Origin of the sequence: Planktothrix agardhii, from assembly GCF_904830935.1 — a bacterium.
GTDB lineage: Bacteria > Cyanobacteriota > Cyanobacteriia > Cyanobacteriales > Microcoleaceae > Planktothrix > Planktothrix agardhii.
Map to the genome: position 1 here is coordinate 598,989 of NZ_LR882952.1, position 15,087 is coordinate 614,075.

The 15,087-nt window shown below is 38.6% G+C and carries 12 protein-coding genes; 5 read left to right on the top strand and 7 right to left on the bottom strand.

Going from position 1 to position 15,087, the window contains the following annotated elements; translation table 11 throughout:
- Window positions 1-22: 22 nt before the first annotated feature.
- Both mazF and NMG88_RS02700 read right to left on the bottom strand, forming a co-directional pair.
- Complete coding sequence (mazF, locus tag NMG88_RS02695; protein WP_027249347.1) at window positions 23-385, bottom strand: endoribonuclease MazF; 363 nt, start codon at window positions 383-385, stop codon at window positions 23-25.
- 3 nt (window positions 386-388) lie between these two features.
- Window positions 389-604, bottom strand: coding sequence for a hypothetical protein (locus NMG88_RS02700; protein WP_027249346.1), 216 nt, complete (start codon window positions 602-604; stop codon window positions 389-391).
- Between the two features lie 405 nt (window positions 605-1,009).
- Between NMG88_RS02700 and NMG88_RS02705 the strand changes: the two genes are divergently transcribed.
- The 4 genes from NMG88_RS02705 (at window position 1,010) to NMG88_RS02720 (ending at window position 6,176) form a co-directional block, all read left to right on the top strand.
- The gene (locus tag NMG88_RS02705; protein WP_027249345.1) at window positions 1,010-1,408 is read left to right on the top strand and encodes a VanZ family protein; all 399 of its coding nucleotides are present in this window, start codon (window positions 1,010-1,012) and stop codon (window positions 1,406-1,408) included.
- 94 nt (window positions 1,409-1,502) lie between these two features.
- Entirely contained in the window at window positions 1,503-3,914 is a 2,412-nt protein-coding gene (locus tag NMG88_RS02710; RefSeq protein WP_227366346.1) for a GH116 family glycosyl hydrolase, read from the top strand.
- Between the two features lie 32 nt (window positions 3,915-3,946).
- Complete coding sequence (locus NMG88_RS02715) at window positions 3,947-5,707, top strand: ABC transporter ATP-binding protein (RefSeq protein ID WP_042151619.1); 1,761 nt, start codon at window positions 3,947-3,949, stop codon at window positions 5,705-5,707.
- 70 nt (window positions 5,708-5,777) lie between these two features.
- On the top strand, window positions 5,778-6,176 hold the full coding sequence (locus NMG88_RS02720; protein ID WP_254033517.1) for a hypothetical protein: 399 nt from the start codon (window positions 5,778-5,780) through the stop codon (window positions 6,174-6,176).
- A 40-nt stretch (window positions 6,177-6,216) separates the two neighbouring features.
- On the opposite strand, the gene NMG88_RS02725 is transcribed toward NMG88_RS02720, so the two are convergent.
- Window positions 6,217-6,756, bottom strand: a complete 540-nt coding sequence (locus NMG88_RS02725) for a cyclic nucleotide-binding domain-containing protein (protein ID WP_026786916.1) — start codon at window positions 6,754-6,756, stop codon at window positions 6,217-6,219.
- 155 nt (window positions 6,757-6,911) lie between these two features.
- Between NMG88_RS02725 and NMG88_RS02730 the strand changes: the two genes are divergently transcribed.
- Complete coding sequence (locus NMG88_RS02730) at window positions 6,912-8,396, top strand: BCD family MFS transporter (protein WP_254033516.1); 1,485 nt, start codon at window positions 6,912-6,914, stop codon at window positions 8,394-8,396.
- Window positions 8,397-8,524: 128 nt separating this feature from the next.
- Here NMG88_RS02730 and cheB read toward each other — a convergent pair whose 3' ends face one another.
- Genes cheB through NMG88_RS02750 form a run of 4 tightly spaced genes read right to left on the bottom strand, consistent with a single transcriptional unit; the run spans window position 8,525 to window position 15,072 of the window.
- Entirely contained in the window at window positions 8,525-9,646 is a 1,122-nt protein-coding gene (gene cheB / locus NMG88_RS02735; protein ID WP_026793851.1) for a chemotaxis-specific protein-glutamate methyltransferase CheB, read from the bottom strand.
- A 36-nt stretch (window positions 9,647-9,682) separates the two neighbouring features.
- On the bottom strand, window positions 9,683-12,157 hold the full coding sequence (locus tag NMG88_RS02740) for a hybrid sensor histidine kinase/response regulator (RefSeq protein ID WP_235752117.1): 2,475 nt from the start codon (window positions 12,155-12,157) through the stop codon (window positions 9,683-9,685).
- Window positions 12,158-12,199: 42 nt separating this feature from the next.
- Window positions 12,200-13,606 (bottom strand): methyl-accepting chemotaxis protein, encoded by a 1,407-nt coding sequence (locus NMG88_RS02745; protein ID WP_235750949.1) that lies wholly within the window; start codon window positions 13,604-13,606, stop codon window positions 12,200-12,202.
- A gap of 20 nt (window positions 13,607-13,626) precedes the next feature.
- On the bottom strand, window positions 13,627-15,072 hold the full coding sequence (locus tag NMG88_RS02750; RefSeq protein ID WP_227350030.1) for a methyl-accepting chemotaxis protein: 1,446 nt from the start codon (window positions 15,070-15,072) through the stop codon (window positions 13,627-13,629).
- Window positions 15,073-15,087 lie beyond the last annotated feature (15 nt).

Genomic DNA, 15,087 nt, shown 5'->3' on the forward strand with positions numbered 1-15,087 from the left:
TATAGCTATCAAATTTATTTAACTAAATCTCTATTTCGGGTAATAGGTTCATTAATTTAGCCACTACTTGAATTAGGACTTCTGGAGGCATTTTACAAGCAAACTCTGCTTGTCTTGCTTGCCAATCAAATGATTTAATTTGATCGGCTAAAACAACTCCTGATACTGCCAATCCTTCTGGAATTGGTATTTCAAAAGGATAACCTTTTACTCGGCTAGTAATTGGACAGACTAAAGCTAGTCCAACTCGGCGATTATATGTTGTTTTTGAGATAACAATAGCTGGACGGCGACCTGCCTGTTCCCTGCCGATTTGCGGAATAAAGTCAATCCAAATGATATCACCTTGACGGGGAATATACAACTGAGAATTATCAGATTTCATATATTATGTTTCCAGTCCAATCTCAGTATGAATGCTATCAGGTTTAATTGCTTCTAATAATTGATTCAATTGACTCTCTCTTTGAATTAAGCAAGGTAATTTAGCGGCAATAATTTGAACAACTAAATATTCTATTGATTCTTCTTTTAGATCAGCTAGTAAAGAGAGTTGCTCAAAAAGGGTTTCCGAAATTTCTAATGTTACTTTGTGGCTATTCATTTAACACCTACTTATTTCGTAATCTACCAGTTTTCAAATGAGTAATGTACAGATTAAAGATTATTTACCCGATAAAGGTTATACATGAATTATAACCCCGGCGTAGACCAAACAGTGAAAATCACTATAGCAATCCTATATAGATCATAATGCAATTTTACCACAACCTCCGTCTCGCGCGTCGCGGATTGCTATAAATAATTAGTGACAAAAACCTGTAGGGGTTTAGTCTCTAAACCCAGGTGCAAAGAGGGTTTGGAGACCAAACCCCTACAATCAAATATTATACCTATTGAGAATTGCTAAGGATTATATCCCGAAATTTGCGGAAGTAATGAAATAGGAATTGTTGTTAAGTGTTAGCCCTTATATCTTGGGAATAAAGCCTAATCACCCAATCAAACCATGAAACAATCTAAAAAACCTTGGCAAATTGCTTTTCTTCTCTATTTTCTGTTGTTATTATTAATTGTAATTACAGCTAATGGGGGAAATTTACCTTATGATTTATTAGGAAAAATCCCTCATTATGATGTTTATGGACATTTTATTTTATATGGAATTGCATCGTTTTTAACTCATTTAGCATTAGGAGGAAAAAAGATTGTAATTAATAAGATTTTCATCCCCCTGGGGCCGTTTTTATTTACCCTTATAACCATTGCTGAAGAAATCTCACAAATTTATTTACCCAATCGTACCTTCAGTATCGTTGATTTGAATGCCAGTTTAATTGGGATTATTCTATTTTATTATCTAGCAGAATTATGGATTTTTTATCATAAAAAAAGACTGCGGGAATAAAATCACCCTTGCTTATTCAACTCAATTGTGGGAAAATTCAAAACATCCCAAGGGGGAATTTTATTTTATTAAAACAGAATTATCCATTAACAGCATGACCCATTCTAGCCCCATTTCTAATATTCCTGAGTCTACTTGGAGTCGTCCCATTGGTTTAGGGTGGGAAAAACCCTATACTGTCCGCTACGCCAGTAATTTAGATGATGGCCCTTGGCACGGAATGCCCCTAGGGGGGTTGGGTGCGGGTTGCATTGGACGCTCCTCCAGGGGAGATTTTAACCTTTGGCATTTGGACGGAGGGGAACATATTTTTCAGACACTTCCTGCTTGTCAATTTAGCGTTTATGAAGAAATAAACGGTCATAAAAAAGCTTATGCTTTATCAACAGAAGCACCTGAAGATGCTAGTTTATCGAAATGGAATTGGTATCCAAATCAACCAGAAAATGGAACCTATCATGCCCTATATCCTCGCAGTTGGTTTGTTTATGAAAATGTCTTTTCTGCTCAATTAACTTGTGAACAATTATCTCCTGTTTGGGCAAAAAACTATCAAGAAAGTAGTTATCCGATCGCAATTTTTGAATGGACTGCCCATAACCCCACGGATGAACCGATTACCTTAAGTATATTATTAACTTGGGAAAATACTATTGGCTGGTTTACTAATAGTTTAGCTAGTCCAGAAGTCAAGGTTAGAGATGATGGAAGTCCGGTATATGAATATGAACCCAACTGGGGAAAAAGTGCCGGAAGTATTAATAGATTAGTCGAAGACTTTCATCGTATTGGCTGTTTAATGACCCGCCCAACTGTCAATGAAGATGTACAGGAAGGAGATGGACAAATTGCGATCGCAACTATTACAAATCCGGCGGTTGAAGTATATTATCAAACCCGTTGGAACCCAACAGGAAATGGGGAAGATATTTGGCAATGTTTCTCAGAAGATGGTACACTTTTAGACCAAGAAAGTGAACATCCTGCTAAAGAAGACGAACGAATTGCGGTGGCTTTGGCGGTTAAATTTACGATTAGACCAGGGAAAACCAGAAAGATTCCCTTTTATTTAGCTTGGGATTTACCAATTACTGAATTCGCATCGGGAATTAATTATTATCGTCGTTATACTGACTTTTTTGGTCGTAATGGTCATAATGCTTGGTCAATGATTCGCACTGCAATGAAACATTCTGACACCTGGCGAGAACATATTCAAGCATGGCAAAACCCAATTTTACAGCGTCAAGATTTACCGAGTTGGTTTAAAATGGCACTGTTTAATGAGTTATATTTACTCACCGATGGGGGAGCAATTTGGAGTGCTGCGGATGAACGTGATCCTATCGGTCAATTTGGGGTTTTAGAATGTTTAGATTATCGCTGGTATGAAAGTTTAGATGTGCGGTTATATGGATCATTTTCTCTATTAATTTTATGGCCAGAGTTAGAAAAATCCATATTAATTGCCTATTCTCGCGCTATTTCTCAAGGAGATAATACTCCCCGAATAATTGGTTATAATCAGGCTTCAGCTATTAGAAAAGCCGTGGGTGCAACCCCCCATGATTTAGGCGCACCGAATGAACATCCCTGGGAGAAAACTAACTATACCAGTTATCAAGATTGTAATTTATGGAAGGATTTACCCTGTGATTTTGTCCTGCAAGTTTACCGAGATTTTCTATTGACAGGTGCAACGGATTATGAGTTTTTAAAAGATTGTTGGTCAGCGATGGTTGAAACCATCAATTATCTGAAAACTTTTGATCTTGATCAAGATTCTATTCCTGAGAATAGTGGCGCGCCGGATCAAACTTTTGATGATTGGAAATTACAGGGAATTAGTGCCTATTGTGGAGGCTTATGGTTAGCCGCGTTAGAAGCGATGATTGCCATGGGAACACTGTTAGAAAAAGAAACCGTTACACCCCATCCTAATACGGTAATTCCCCTGTATCAAACATGGCTAGAAACAGCTAAACCTCTCTATCAAAAAACTCTTTGGAATGGTCAATATTATCGTTTAGATAGTGGTAGCGGTTCCGATGTAGTGATGACGGATCAATTATCTGGTCAATTCTATGCTAAACTATTGGGATTGCCGGATATTGTTCCTCATAATTGTACTATTTCGGCTTTAAAAACCGTTTATGATTCCTGTTTTAAAAAGTTTCATAATGGACAATTTGGAGCCGCCAATGGTGTCAGACCTAATGGAGAAGCAGTTAACCCGAAAGATACTCACCCCTTAGAAGTTTGGACAGGAGTTAATTTTGGTTTAGCCGCCTTTTTCTTGCAAATGGGAATGAAAGCTGAAGCATTAGAATTAACCGAAGTTGTGGTTAAACAAATTTATGATAATGGCTTACAATTTCGCACACCCGAAGCAATTACCGCCGCCGGAACTTTCCGCGCTAGTCACTATTTAAGGGCGATGGCAATTTGGGCAATTTATTATCAATATAACAATCCTAAAAACCGTAACCTTAATACCAAAATATGATAAGTTAAAAAAAGTATTTTGGCGATCGCAACTTGAAACAAAAACAACCCTCTAGTTACAAAAAATTAATTCCCTATATTCGTACCCAAGGACAAACTATTACTAAAGCCTTGGTTTGTACGGTTGCATTTACCGTATTTTGGCCGTTATTAGCCTGGTTAGCCGGACAAATGGCGGGTTATATTGGTCGGGGAGATGTGAACGCTATTGCTCAATTAGCGGGGGTGGCGGCGGTTGTTTTCCTTGTCCGAGGAACGGTACAATACGGTCAAGATACCTTGATGGCAAAAGCTGCTTTAACGATTGTTTTAGAATTAAGAAAACAGGTATATCGTCATTTACAACAACTGAATATTGGGTATTTTGAAACTGCCAAAACTGGAGATCTCGCCTATCGTCTCACGGAAGATATTGACCGAATTGGGGAAGTAATTAATAAATTTTTTCATCAATTTATTCCCTGTATTTTGCAATTAATTGTGGTTTTAGGATATATGATTTATCTTAACTGGCAATTAACCTTAGCTACTTTAATTATAGCCCCATTTATGGCGGTATTAATTGGTTGGTTTGGAGAAAAATTATTAACTTTTACTCGCCATAGTCAAAACCGAGTTTCTAATTTAGCCTCTTTATTAACAGAAGTCTTTAGTGGTATTCGCTTAGTCCAGGCATTTGCCGCCGAGGAGTATGAAATTAATCGCTTTAGTTTAGAAGCCGAACAAAACCGCAAAGCTAAATATTTAGCTGAACAAATTAAGGCTTTACAATTTGTGGTTGTTGGCTTTTTAGAAGCTATGAGTGTAATTTTATTATTCTTTTTGGGGGGATGGCAAATTTCCCAAGGGAATTTAACTGGGGGCGGATTTATTAGTTATGTGGCGGCGGTGGCATTATTAATCGATCCCATATCATTAACTACCAGTAATTATAGTGATTTTAAACAGGGTCAGGCTTCGTGCGATCGCATTTTTGAACTGTTAGATGTACAACCGACGGTTGTGGAAAAACCCCATGCTTTTATTCTACCCCATGTCACCGGAAAAGTTGAATATGCTAACGTTAGTTTTACCTATCCTAAAACCGATTTTTCCCAAAGTCAAGAAGATAATAAACCCGTTTTAGAAAATTTGAACCTATTAGTTAAATCGGGGGAAATGGTGGCCTTAGTGGGGCCGTCAGGAGCGGGAAAAACCACCTTAGTTACCCTGTTACCCCGATTTTATGATCGTCAATCAGGAACAATTAAAATTGATGATATTGATATTCAGGATGTCACCTTAAAAAGCCTACGGCGACAAATTGGAATTGTCCCCCAAGATATTACTTTATTCTCAGGAACTATTGCTCAAAATATTGCCTTTGGTCAATCCTATTATGAATTAAAAGATGTAGAAATTGCGGCTAAAATTGCTAATGCCCATGCCTTTATTATGGAGTTTCCTAATGGATATCAAACCCTAGTTGGCGAACGTGGCGTTAATTTATCGGGGGGACAACGACAAAGAATTGCGATCGCCAGGGCCGTATTATTAGACCCTAGAATCTTAATCTTAGATGAAGCCACATCCGCCTTAGATTCCGAGTCAGAAGCCCTGGTTCAAGAAGCCTTAGAACGATTAATGCAGGATCGAACGGTGTTTATTATTGCCCACCGTTTAGCCACAGTCAGACGGGCAACTCGCATTCTCGTCTTAGAACAGGGTAAAATTATGGAATCAGGAACCCATCAAGAACTCTTAGAAAAAGGCGATCGCTATGCTCAATTTTATGCTCAACAATTTAATACCTAAAAATAGCCAAATTTAAAATTGTCCTAATTAAAAAACACAGTTATTTTTAGTTAAAAAAAGGGAGATAGTAATGGAATTAAACCCGTCACCGGATGATGCAAATTTTAAGCGTCAAGTCCAAAAAATGCACCAAATTACCGTTTACAGCCGATGGCTGGTAATTGGACTTTTGTGGGTAATAGTTGCACCCTTGAGTTTGTGGGGATTGCGGGAAGAAATTTCCCTTTTGCAAAACTATTTTACTTGGTCTGCGGTTCGCTATGGTTTAGCTTATAACCGTTTTGCAGCCCTTGGTTTAGGGTTGTGTCTCGGTACAACAACAGCCACATTAGTTTGGCATAGTCGTAACATTTTATTCGGGGTTTCTCCCGCCTATCAAAAACGTTTAGAACAGCAGATTTTTAAAATATTGAAACAGGGGCCCAGTCATCCGCTTTGGAAGTGGATTATGGTGACAGAGAATCACTAATCGCCTCTGTATCAAATTAAATTAGTAATTTCTATTCCCTTTATTTCAAACTTTGAACTAACCAGTTAAACTTCGCTTGAGCCAAGGCTAGAAATTCCTGTGTTTGTGAACTTAATTCATCGGGTTCTGGTTCATATTCCATCAGATCTTCGTAACCTAAACGCCGAATTGTTCCTCGCATCCGACTAGCTAAACACAGGGATAAACCTTGATAAAATCGGGCAGCAAATTTAGCATCACTGTGTATTTTACTATTAAGTTCAAATCGAGAAATTGCTAAAACCTGAGTCGTTTCTATGGCTTTAACCGTTGCCAAAGGAGGCCGACTATCAATAAAAGAAATTTCTCCCACCACTTCCCCCTTCGTAATTTGGGCTAATTCTCGATCTTCATTTGTACCGATCACCACACTTAATAATCCACTTAATACAAAATATAACGCATTAATCGGGCGGCTTTCATAAATTAGCCTTTCTCCGGGGGGGATTGTTTCTACCTTTGCTTTATGGACAACCCAGTGTAGATCATCATTGCTTAATCCACCGATAAGGAACAGTGCTTTTTCTGTTTTATGAGTCATTTTTTAATGATATTTTTAGTAACTTTTATGGAGTAAATACAACCCGTTTTTTTTTGAGCAAATTCTATTATAATCTTAGATTAGAGTTTTGTCTAAACTTTAATCGGAATTGTCAAAGATTAGTTTTCCCCTTTTGTTGTACCAACTCACATTCCATGAAAAATAGTGATTCCTCGGATAAATTGCCATCGACGGATCCCCCGAATGGGCAACCCTTACCCTCGATTAACATATTAACCATGTTTCGGTTAGGTCTGTTTCAAATGGGGTTAGGGATTATGTCTTTGTTGACCCTGGGGGTGATTAATCGGATTATGATTGATGAGTTAAAAGTTCCAGCATTGGTAGCGGCGGGAGCGATCGCTATGCACCAATTTGTTTCCCCGGCTAGGGTATGGTTTGGTCAGATGTCCGATGCTAAACCGTTATGGGGATATCATCGCAGTAGCTATGTTTGGATTGGGTTAATTTTATTTACCAGTATGGCATTTGTAGCCCTACAAATAGTTTGGTCATTAGGTGCTAGTATTCAAAGCAATGGATTCAATGGAATTGCCTATTTGTGGGCGGGTTTATTAGCATTAATTTTTGCTGGATATGGTTTAGCTTTAAGTGCAAGTTCCACCCCATTTACGGCCTTATTATTTGATATTTCCGATGAAAATAATCGCTCTAAATTAGTCAGTATTGTTTGGTCAATGTTGATGGTAGGAATTGTGATTGGGGCGATTATTAGTTCTAAAATTCTCCATCGTCCCGAACTCTGTGGTGCAGATCTTTTAGTTGATAATCCCATCGCCACATCAACAACTACAAATTTACCCCAATTACAAACCTCTGTTAATCTGTTATTTATTGTTATCCCATTAATAGTGATCAGTTTATCTTTTCTAGCAATAATTGGTATTGAACGCAAATTTTCTCGCTACAAATTGCGCTCAAAAATGGTTGAACGGGAAGATCAAATTACCTTTAGTCGCGCCCTTAAAGTTCTCACCGCCAGCCGACAAACAGGATTATTTTTTAGCTTTTTATTGGTGATGACTATTAGTTTATTTATGCAGGATGCTGTATTAGAACCCTATGGCGGTGAAGTGTTTGGAATGTGTGTCTCTGAAACCACCAAATTAAATGCGTTTTTTGGCATCGGAACTTTAATCGGAATTGCTACAACCGGATTTTTAATTATTCCCCGGATCGGTAAAAAAAATACTGTTAAAATCGGGTGTATTGGAGTCGCAATTTGTTTATTATTTTTTATAATGGCAGGTTTTTATGCTAATGCTGGATTATTGAAAGGAGCGTTATTATTGTTTGGTTTAAATTCGGGTATTTTGACAGCAGGAGCGATTAATTTAATGTTAGATTTAACCTTAGCTGAAACTGCCGGAACCTTTATTGGAGCCTGGGGTTTAGCACAGGCTATGGCGCGGGGATTAGCAACGGTTTTAGGGGGGGCAATTTTAGATTTAGGACGGGCAATTTTTCAGGTTCCTTTCCTCGCTTATGGTTCGGTTTTTGTCGTACAAGCTGTTGGCATGATTCTAGCAATTGTATTATTAAATCGTGTAAATATTCGAGAATTTAACGAAACAGCCAGACAAGCGATCGCCAATGTTTTAGAACAAGAACTAGATTAAAAAGACAGTCCCCCAATTAAACCCAAAACTTTGCTTAGGTTTAAAAGTCTATCCTGACAATTAACTTCCGGTTTTAAATTTAACTTAAACTTCATTTTAATAGTCCTTTATTCAAAAATACATTAATCTTAGATTAACCCCTTCACCCGATTAAGAATAAAAGGAGCAATATCATTCACCGATAGAATGTGTTGGGCAGCCCCTAAAGCGATCGCTTCTGCGGGCATTCCAAAGACTACACAACTATCATGATTTTGGGCAATCGTTAACCCACCCTGATCGAAAATAGCCTTCATTCCATCAGCCCCATCCCGGCCCATTCCGGTTAACAAAACCCCCGCAGCACTGGCTCCATAACAGTCAGCAACAGACTTTAAAGTAGCTGTCACCGCCGGACGATGACCCGCCAGTGGGGGTGCATTTGAATAGGAAAAACGACCCGTATGGCTAAATTCTAAATGGTATCCGTCTGGGGCAAAATAAACCGAGCCCGCCTGGGGAAGTTCACCGACCATGGCGATTTTAATAGATAAATTGCATTCCCCATTTAACCAACTGACTAACCCGGGCAAAAATCCTTCGCTAATATGCTGAACACAAACAATAGGAACGGGAAAATTACTGGGAAATTGTGTCAAAATTGTATGTAAAGCTTGGGGGCCACCCGTAGAAGCACCAATCCCCAGAATTTTAATTGTTTGAGAAGATGCACCGAAAAATCTTGAGGGTTCACCTACAACTTTGGAATGGGGTGAGGATAAAAGAGTTTTACTGATCAGTGGAGGTGAGGTGATCGATAAATGGTTATTACTAACGTTGGGTTGGGATTTACGATGTTTAGTAAAAACTTTGACGCCCGCAAGCACTTTAATTTTTTGAATTAATTCCCGTCCGATCAATTCATAATCCGAGGCTAAACCCGTTGTCGGTTTAGGAAACACATCAACGGCCCCAGCATTTAACAGTTGAAAAACATTTTGAGTATCATCGGATTGAACCGAAGCACTGATCACCAAAATCGGACGGGGATAAATCACCATGACTTCTTGGATAAATTCCAGTCCGTTCATTTGGGGCATATGAAAATCCGTACAAATCACATCCGGTTGGACAGTGGGCACCAATATCAATGCTTCCTTACCGGTTCGAGCCGTTCCTACAACAATTATCTCGGTCGATGTTGATAAAATTCGTTTGAGAATAATCAAAGCAACAGCCGAATCTTCAACTAGGACAACTCGAATTGGCATTTTACAGTTATTCACTGATTAGATAGATATTCCTAATCATACTAATCTTTTTAGAGTTTCGATCAAAACTTCTTGATTGAAAGACGCTTTAGTAATATAGGCATTTGCCCCAACTTCTGCACCTTTGCGTTTATCTTCATCGGAAGCTAGAGAAGTCACTAGAATAATCGGTAGTTCACTATAGTCCCGATTTTGTCGAATTTTAGTGACTAAACTTAACCCATCCAAATTAGGCATCTGGATATCAGAAACCACCGCATCAAAGGAACGAGTGCCGAGTTTATTAAACCCATCTAATCCATCCACCGCCGTCACAACTTCATAACCCGCGGCTTCTAAAATTCGTTTTTCTTGAGTCCGAGTGGTGATTGAATCTTCTACTAATAAAATCACCGGTTTAACAGAGGAATTATCCTGAACCTTTAAAGCAGATCGGACGATGGGGGAACTGATCACACCCGCTTGTTTACGAATGGATTTAATTAAGTCTTGAGGACTTAAAATAATACAGACTTCCCCCGTTCCTAAAATCGTGGCTCCCGCCACATTTCTGACCCGTTTTAATAGTTGGCTTTGGGGTTTTAAGACCACATCCTGCTCATCAACTAAAGCATCAACAAACAATCCTAATTTTTCTTCTCCCACTTTTAGAATAATGCAGGGTGAAGCCACATCCATTGTGGGAGAACTGGGATTTTTTTGGATCAAGGATGGGGAAAGGGAAAAACGAGATTTGGACTCTTGAGAAATTGTAGATTCCGGTTCAAACTGAGAAGAAGTCCACCGAATTTCCAATAAATCAGCTAGTTGAGCTACGGAAATCGGTTGGTCTTCAAAAACAATCGTTTCTCGGCCTTCAATCGCAAAAATTTCATTAACTTGAACCAGCTTTGTCATTTGGACAAATTCGACGGGAACGGCATAGGAAATCCCCTGAACCGATACAATTAAAACATGGGCTGTTGCTAAGGTAGTTCCCAATTGAATCCGAAATACACTACCCTTTCTTGGGGAAGATTCGACTTGAATAATGCCTTTTAAACGTTCTACATTGGTTCGTACCACATCCATTCCCACACCCCGTCCCGATACTTCGGTGACGACTGTTCGGGTGGTAAAACCAGGAGCAAAAATTAAACTATGAATTTGTTGTGGAGTCATTCCCAATAATTCTTCCGGTTGACAAATTCCCCGTTTTAAAGCAGTTTGTTTGATTTTTTCGATATCTAATCCCCAACCATCATCACAAACTTCTAACACAATATGGGTCGCCGTTTGATAACCGCGTAACTCAATTTTTGCGATCGCTGGCTTACCTAATTTTTGCCGTTCTTCTGGAGTTTCAATCCCATGATCAATCGCATTTCTTAAAATGTGCATCAAAGGATCTTTCATTTCTTCTAAAATCCGTTTATCCGCACGGGTTTCTCCACCAGAAATCACTAATTCAATTTCTTTTCTCTGCTGCCGCGCTAAATCCCGTACCATGCGAGGAAACAAATTAAAAATAGTTGATAGGGGTAATAAACGTAAGGTTCTGATCCCATCTTCAAGTTCATCACTAATAATATCTAAACGGGCAATATCTTCAGAAAAAGTATTTCTAAGTTGATTAATTAAAGATCCCAACTGTTCTAAACGTTCCGTACTACGATGATAATAATTTTGCAGTTGCCCGATTGTTCCCTTTTCAGAACTATAACGATTGAGGTTATTTTCTAAGTCATGAACCACAAACCGATTCACAAAGGCATCTCGACTCCATTCTTCCCATAAACTCACCAGGTCTTCAATTTCATTTAACCGATGGGCAATCCGAATTTTTGTTACCGTTAATTCTCCCGTTTGAGTCATTAACCCATCTAAATTACGAGTCGGGACTCGAATGGTTTCAATTTTATAAGTAGAGTCGCGACTGGCCGTTACTGGAGGCATCGTAGCATTCATCGGTTCAGCCACGGTCATTACTAGAATAGGGGTTTCATCCGGTGCGACATCGGGCAAAGGAACTGAGTCAATAATCGGCTCCTCGATTTCGCTCGGTTCCTCTTGACTTTCAAACTCTACTACATCAGGGGGAGGCGGTTCAGAATTCACCGTCGGTATAGCTGAAATTGCATCCGTCGGTGTTTCGGGTTTAGCCCCCATCAGATAGGCTAAACTATGAAAAGCATTAATCTCACAGGGTTCTCCGGTAACCGCAGCATAAACTAACTGACGAATCGCATCAATCCCATAGGAAATTCGATCCACTAAATCAGCCGTGAGGGTGGTTTCCTGACGTTTCAACCCCCCTAATAAATGTTCAATTTGATGGGATAAGGTGGCAACATCTTTGACCCCTAACATTCCCGCATCTCCTTTCAGGCTATGGGCTTCTCGCAATAATTCTTCTATTTTTGTCGCATCATTGGGATTTTTTTCCAGATATAATAATCCTTCATCTAAATTCTGCAAATGTTCTTCACTAGCAGTTTTAAAAACTTCCCGTAGTTCATCATCTTCAATCATCATAAGTCTTTGATCCTGTCAATGTAATTCAATTTTGAACGATTAAACCAGAGTTTGCAGATTTTTGGCGGTTTCATTTAACTTTTGAACTCCCTGTTTGGTTTGGTTAATGCTGGTCGCCATTTCTGTGGAAACAAAATTTAAGTTATTCATGGCATCAACAACTTGTTCAACCGCAATAGATTGTTGTTGGGTATTTAGGGAAATTTGCTGCAAATTAATAGCGACATCATTAATTGCATGAACAATATCTTCAACGGATTTCGAGCCCTCCTCTGTCACCCTAATAGTTAAATTAGTCGCCGTTTGAATATCCGTAACAATTGAACTAATTTTTTCGGCTGATTTACGACTTTGATCTGCTAGTTTACGAATTTCAGATGCCACCACCCCAAATCCCTTCCCACTGTCTCCGGCTCTAGCAGCTTCTACAGAAGCATTTAAGGCTAACATATTTGTTTGACTTGCCAAATCCGTGACCACATTTGTAATACTATAAATTTTTCCTAAATGTTCACTTAAACGCATAATTTGCTGTTGTAATTGTTCCATTTTTATTTTCAAACTGAAACTATTACCCGTTTCAACAGATAATTTTTGATAACCACCCGCTAAGAGTAAAACTTGATTAGCTCCGGTGGCGGCTGTTGATGCTTGTTCGGCAGATTGGCGACTTGATGCACCCAATTCATCCATACTAGCTGTAGTTTCATTCACTGAACTTGCTTGCTGAACAGTGACTCGTTCTTGAGATTCCATAATATTAACTAATTCTTGGGAGGCTTGCAAAATTTGGGATGCTTCTTGATTAATTCGCTTGAAGATGAGAGTAATGAGGCTAATTCCCAATAAAATTGAACAAAATATAGTTGCTCCTGTTCCGATCCAAACCGTATTAATCAGGTGATCTAAAGCATCATTTTGCCGTTGATGGTACGCCTCTACTTGTTGAGTTTCCAAGGCGATAAATTTTTGAGTTTTCTCTAAAACCGTTGTTGATAATTCCGTACCTTTTCCTTGCTTCCAAATCTCTAGGGCTTGGTCAACTTTATTATCATTAATTAATTTGAATAATGCCGAATAGTATTGTTCTAATTGGTCTACCGATCCAGTTAAACTATCTAAATCTTGAATCACTTCACGATTGGTAATCAGTGTTTTCACATCTACCAATGCTTCTCGATAAAGAGATTCAGAAGTTTTATACAACTCACGGGACTGAGGATTTTTAACTAAAATATATCCCTGGGCAGCAATCGTTAAGTCTTTCGTGGCTAAAGCCAAGTTATTAATAGCTTGCATAGCATCACCGGATGTTTGGACTTCTAGGGTTGTTCTCCGAACTTTTTCGACATTGGAGGATACAATTCCAGCTACTAATAAAGAAAGCAAAATTGGAATTAAATAACCCGCAATAATCCAGTACCTTAAACCATTGATTTTTAACATATTCCGGTGATATTACTATATTAAACAATTGAGTTTAGATTTAACGCGACTTCATTCAATTTTTCCATTCCTATTTTAGCTTGATTTAATCCATTAGCGGTTTCTCCAACCCCCTGACTTAAAACATTCATCGCCTCTAAAACCTGTCCAATGGCGATCGCTTGTTGCTTAACATTAAGGGAAATTTGCTGATTATTCAAGACCACATTATTCACCGCTTCCGCAACCACAGCAAAAGTATCTGCGGTTTCCCGGGTGAGTTCTGCATTAGATATAACAGTTTTTGTCCCTTCTTCCGTTGCCATTACCGTTGAATTAATTGAAGTTAAAATATCAGCAACCAGGGTATTAATTCTGAAGGCAGATTTTTTACTTTCATCCGCTAATTTTCTGATTTCCGTGGCGACAACTGCAAATCCTTTGCCATGTTCTCCGGCTCTAACTGCTTCCACAGCAGCATTCAGAGCTAACATATTGGTTTGATTTGCTAAATCACTGACCAATTCAGAAATATTCCCAATTTGGTTTGTTTGTTCACTTAAACGAATAATTTGTTGGGCAATCACTTCAACTTTTTGTTGAAGATTTTCCATCCCTTCTAAGGTACTATTGACCGCTTGTTTTCCCCCTTCTGTTAATCCTAAAACCTGTCTAGCTTGATATGTAGCTGACTCGGCTTGTTCCGCCGTTGACCCAGAGGAAGCACTCAATTCATCCATAGTTGTTGTAGTTTCATGAACAGAACTCGCTTGTTGATTTGCTGTTCGTTCTTGTTCTGCAAGGGTAGCAGCAATTTCGGTGGAAGAAGTGGCGATAACTTGTGTGGCTTGATGAATGGTTCCACTAATATTAACCGCAATTAATAGGGCAATAATAATCACCGTAACCAAAATTAGCAAAGCTCCAAACACGAGCGTTGTTAATAATCCGTTCAATGATTCTTTTGCTTTAGTTGTTTCCTGAGTTAAAAGACTAGCTTCTGTTGTCGAAAATTCATCGCTAATTCGATCAAAATCGATCACATATTGAGTTGCAATGCGAGCTTTTTCAATGGCTTCAGATAATTTTCCTCGATTGACTAGGATAAAAACTTGTTGTGCCATTTGATCATATTCATTCACTAAGTTATCAAGTTTTTGTAACCGTTGTTTTTGCTCTGGACGATAAACCAAGGATTCCAATGTTTTAGCCGCTTCCCGATAAAGAACTAAACCGGAATTATATTCCGTTAAAAAATCTTGATTTTTTAGAGCTAAATATCCCCTTAAACTCCGAACCATCCCTTGAGCACCACGTTCCATAACATTGACTTTTAAAATTACCTCTTGAACCCTTTCTGCCTCTTTGAAAGTATTAGATACTTGATTAATATTGCTATAAACCAATGCGGTTAATCCCATAAATAAAAACACGGGTATGCTATATCCTAAGAGTAACCTCTCTCTTAATTTGAAATTGTTAAACATATAATTTTTGATGGT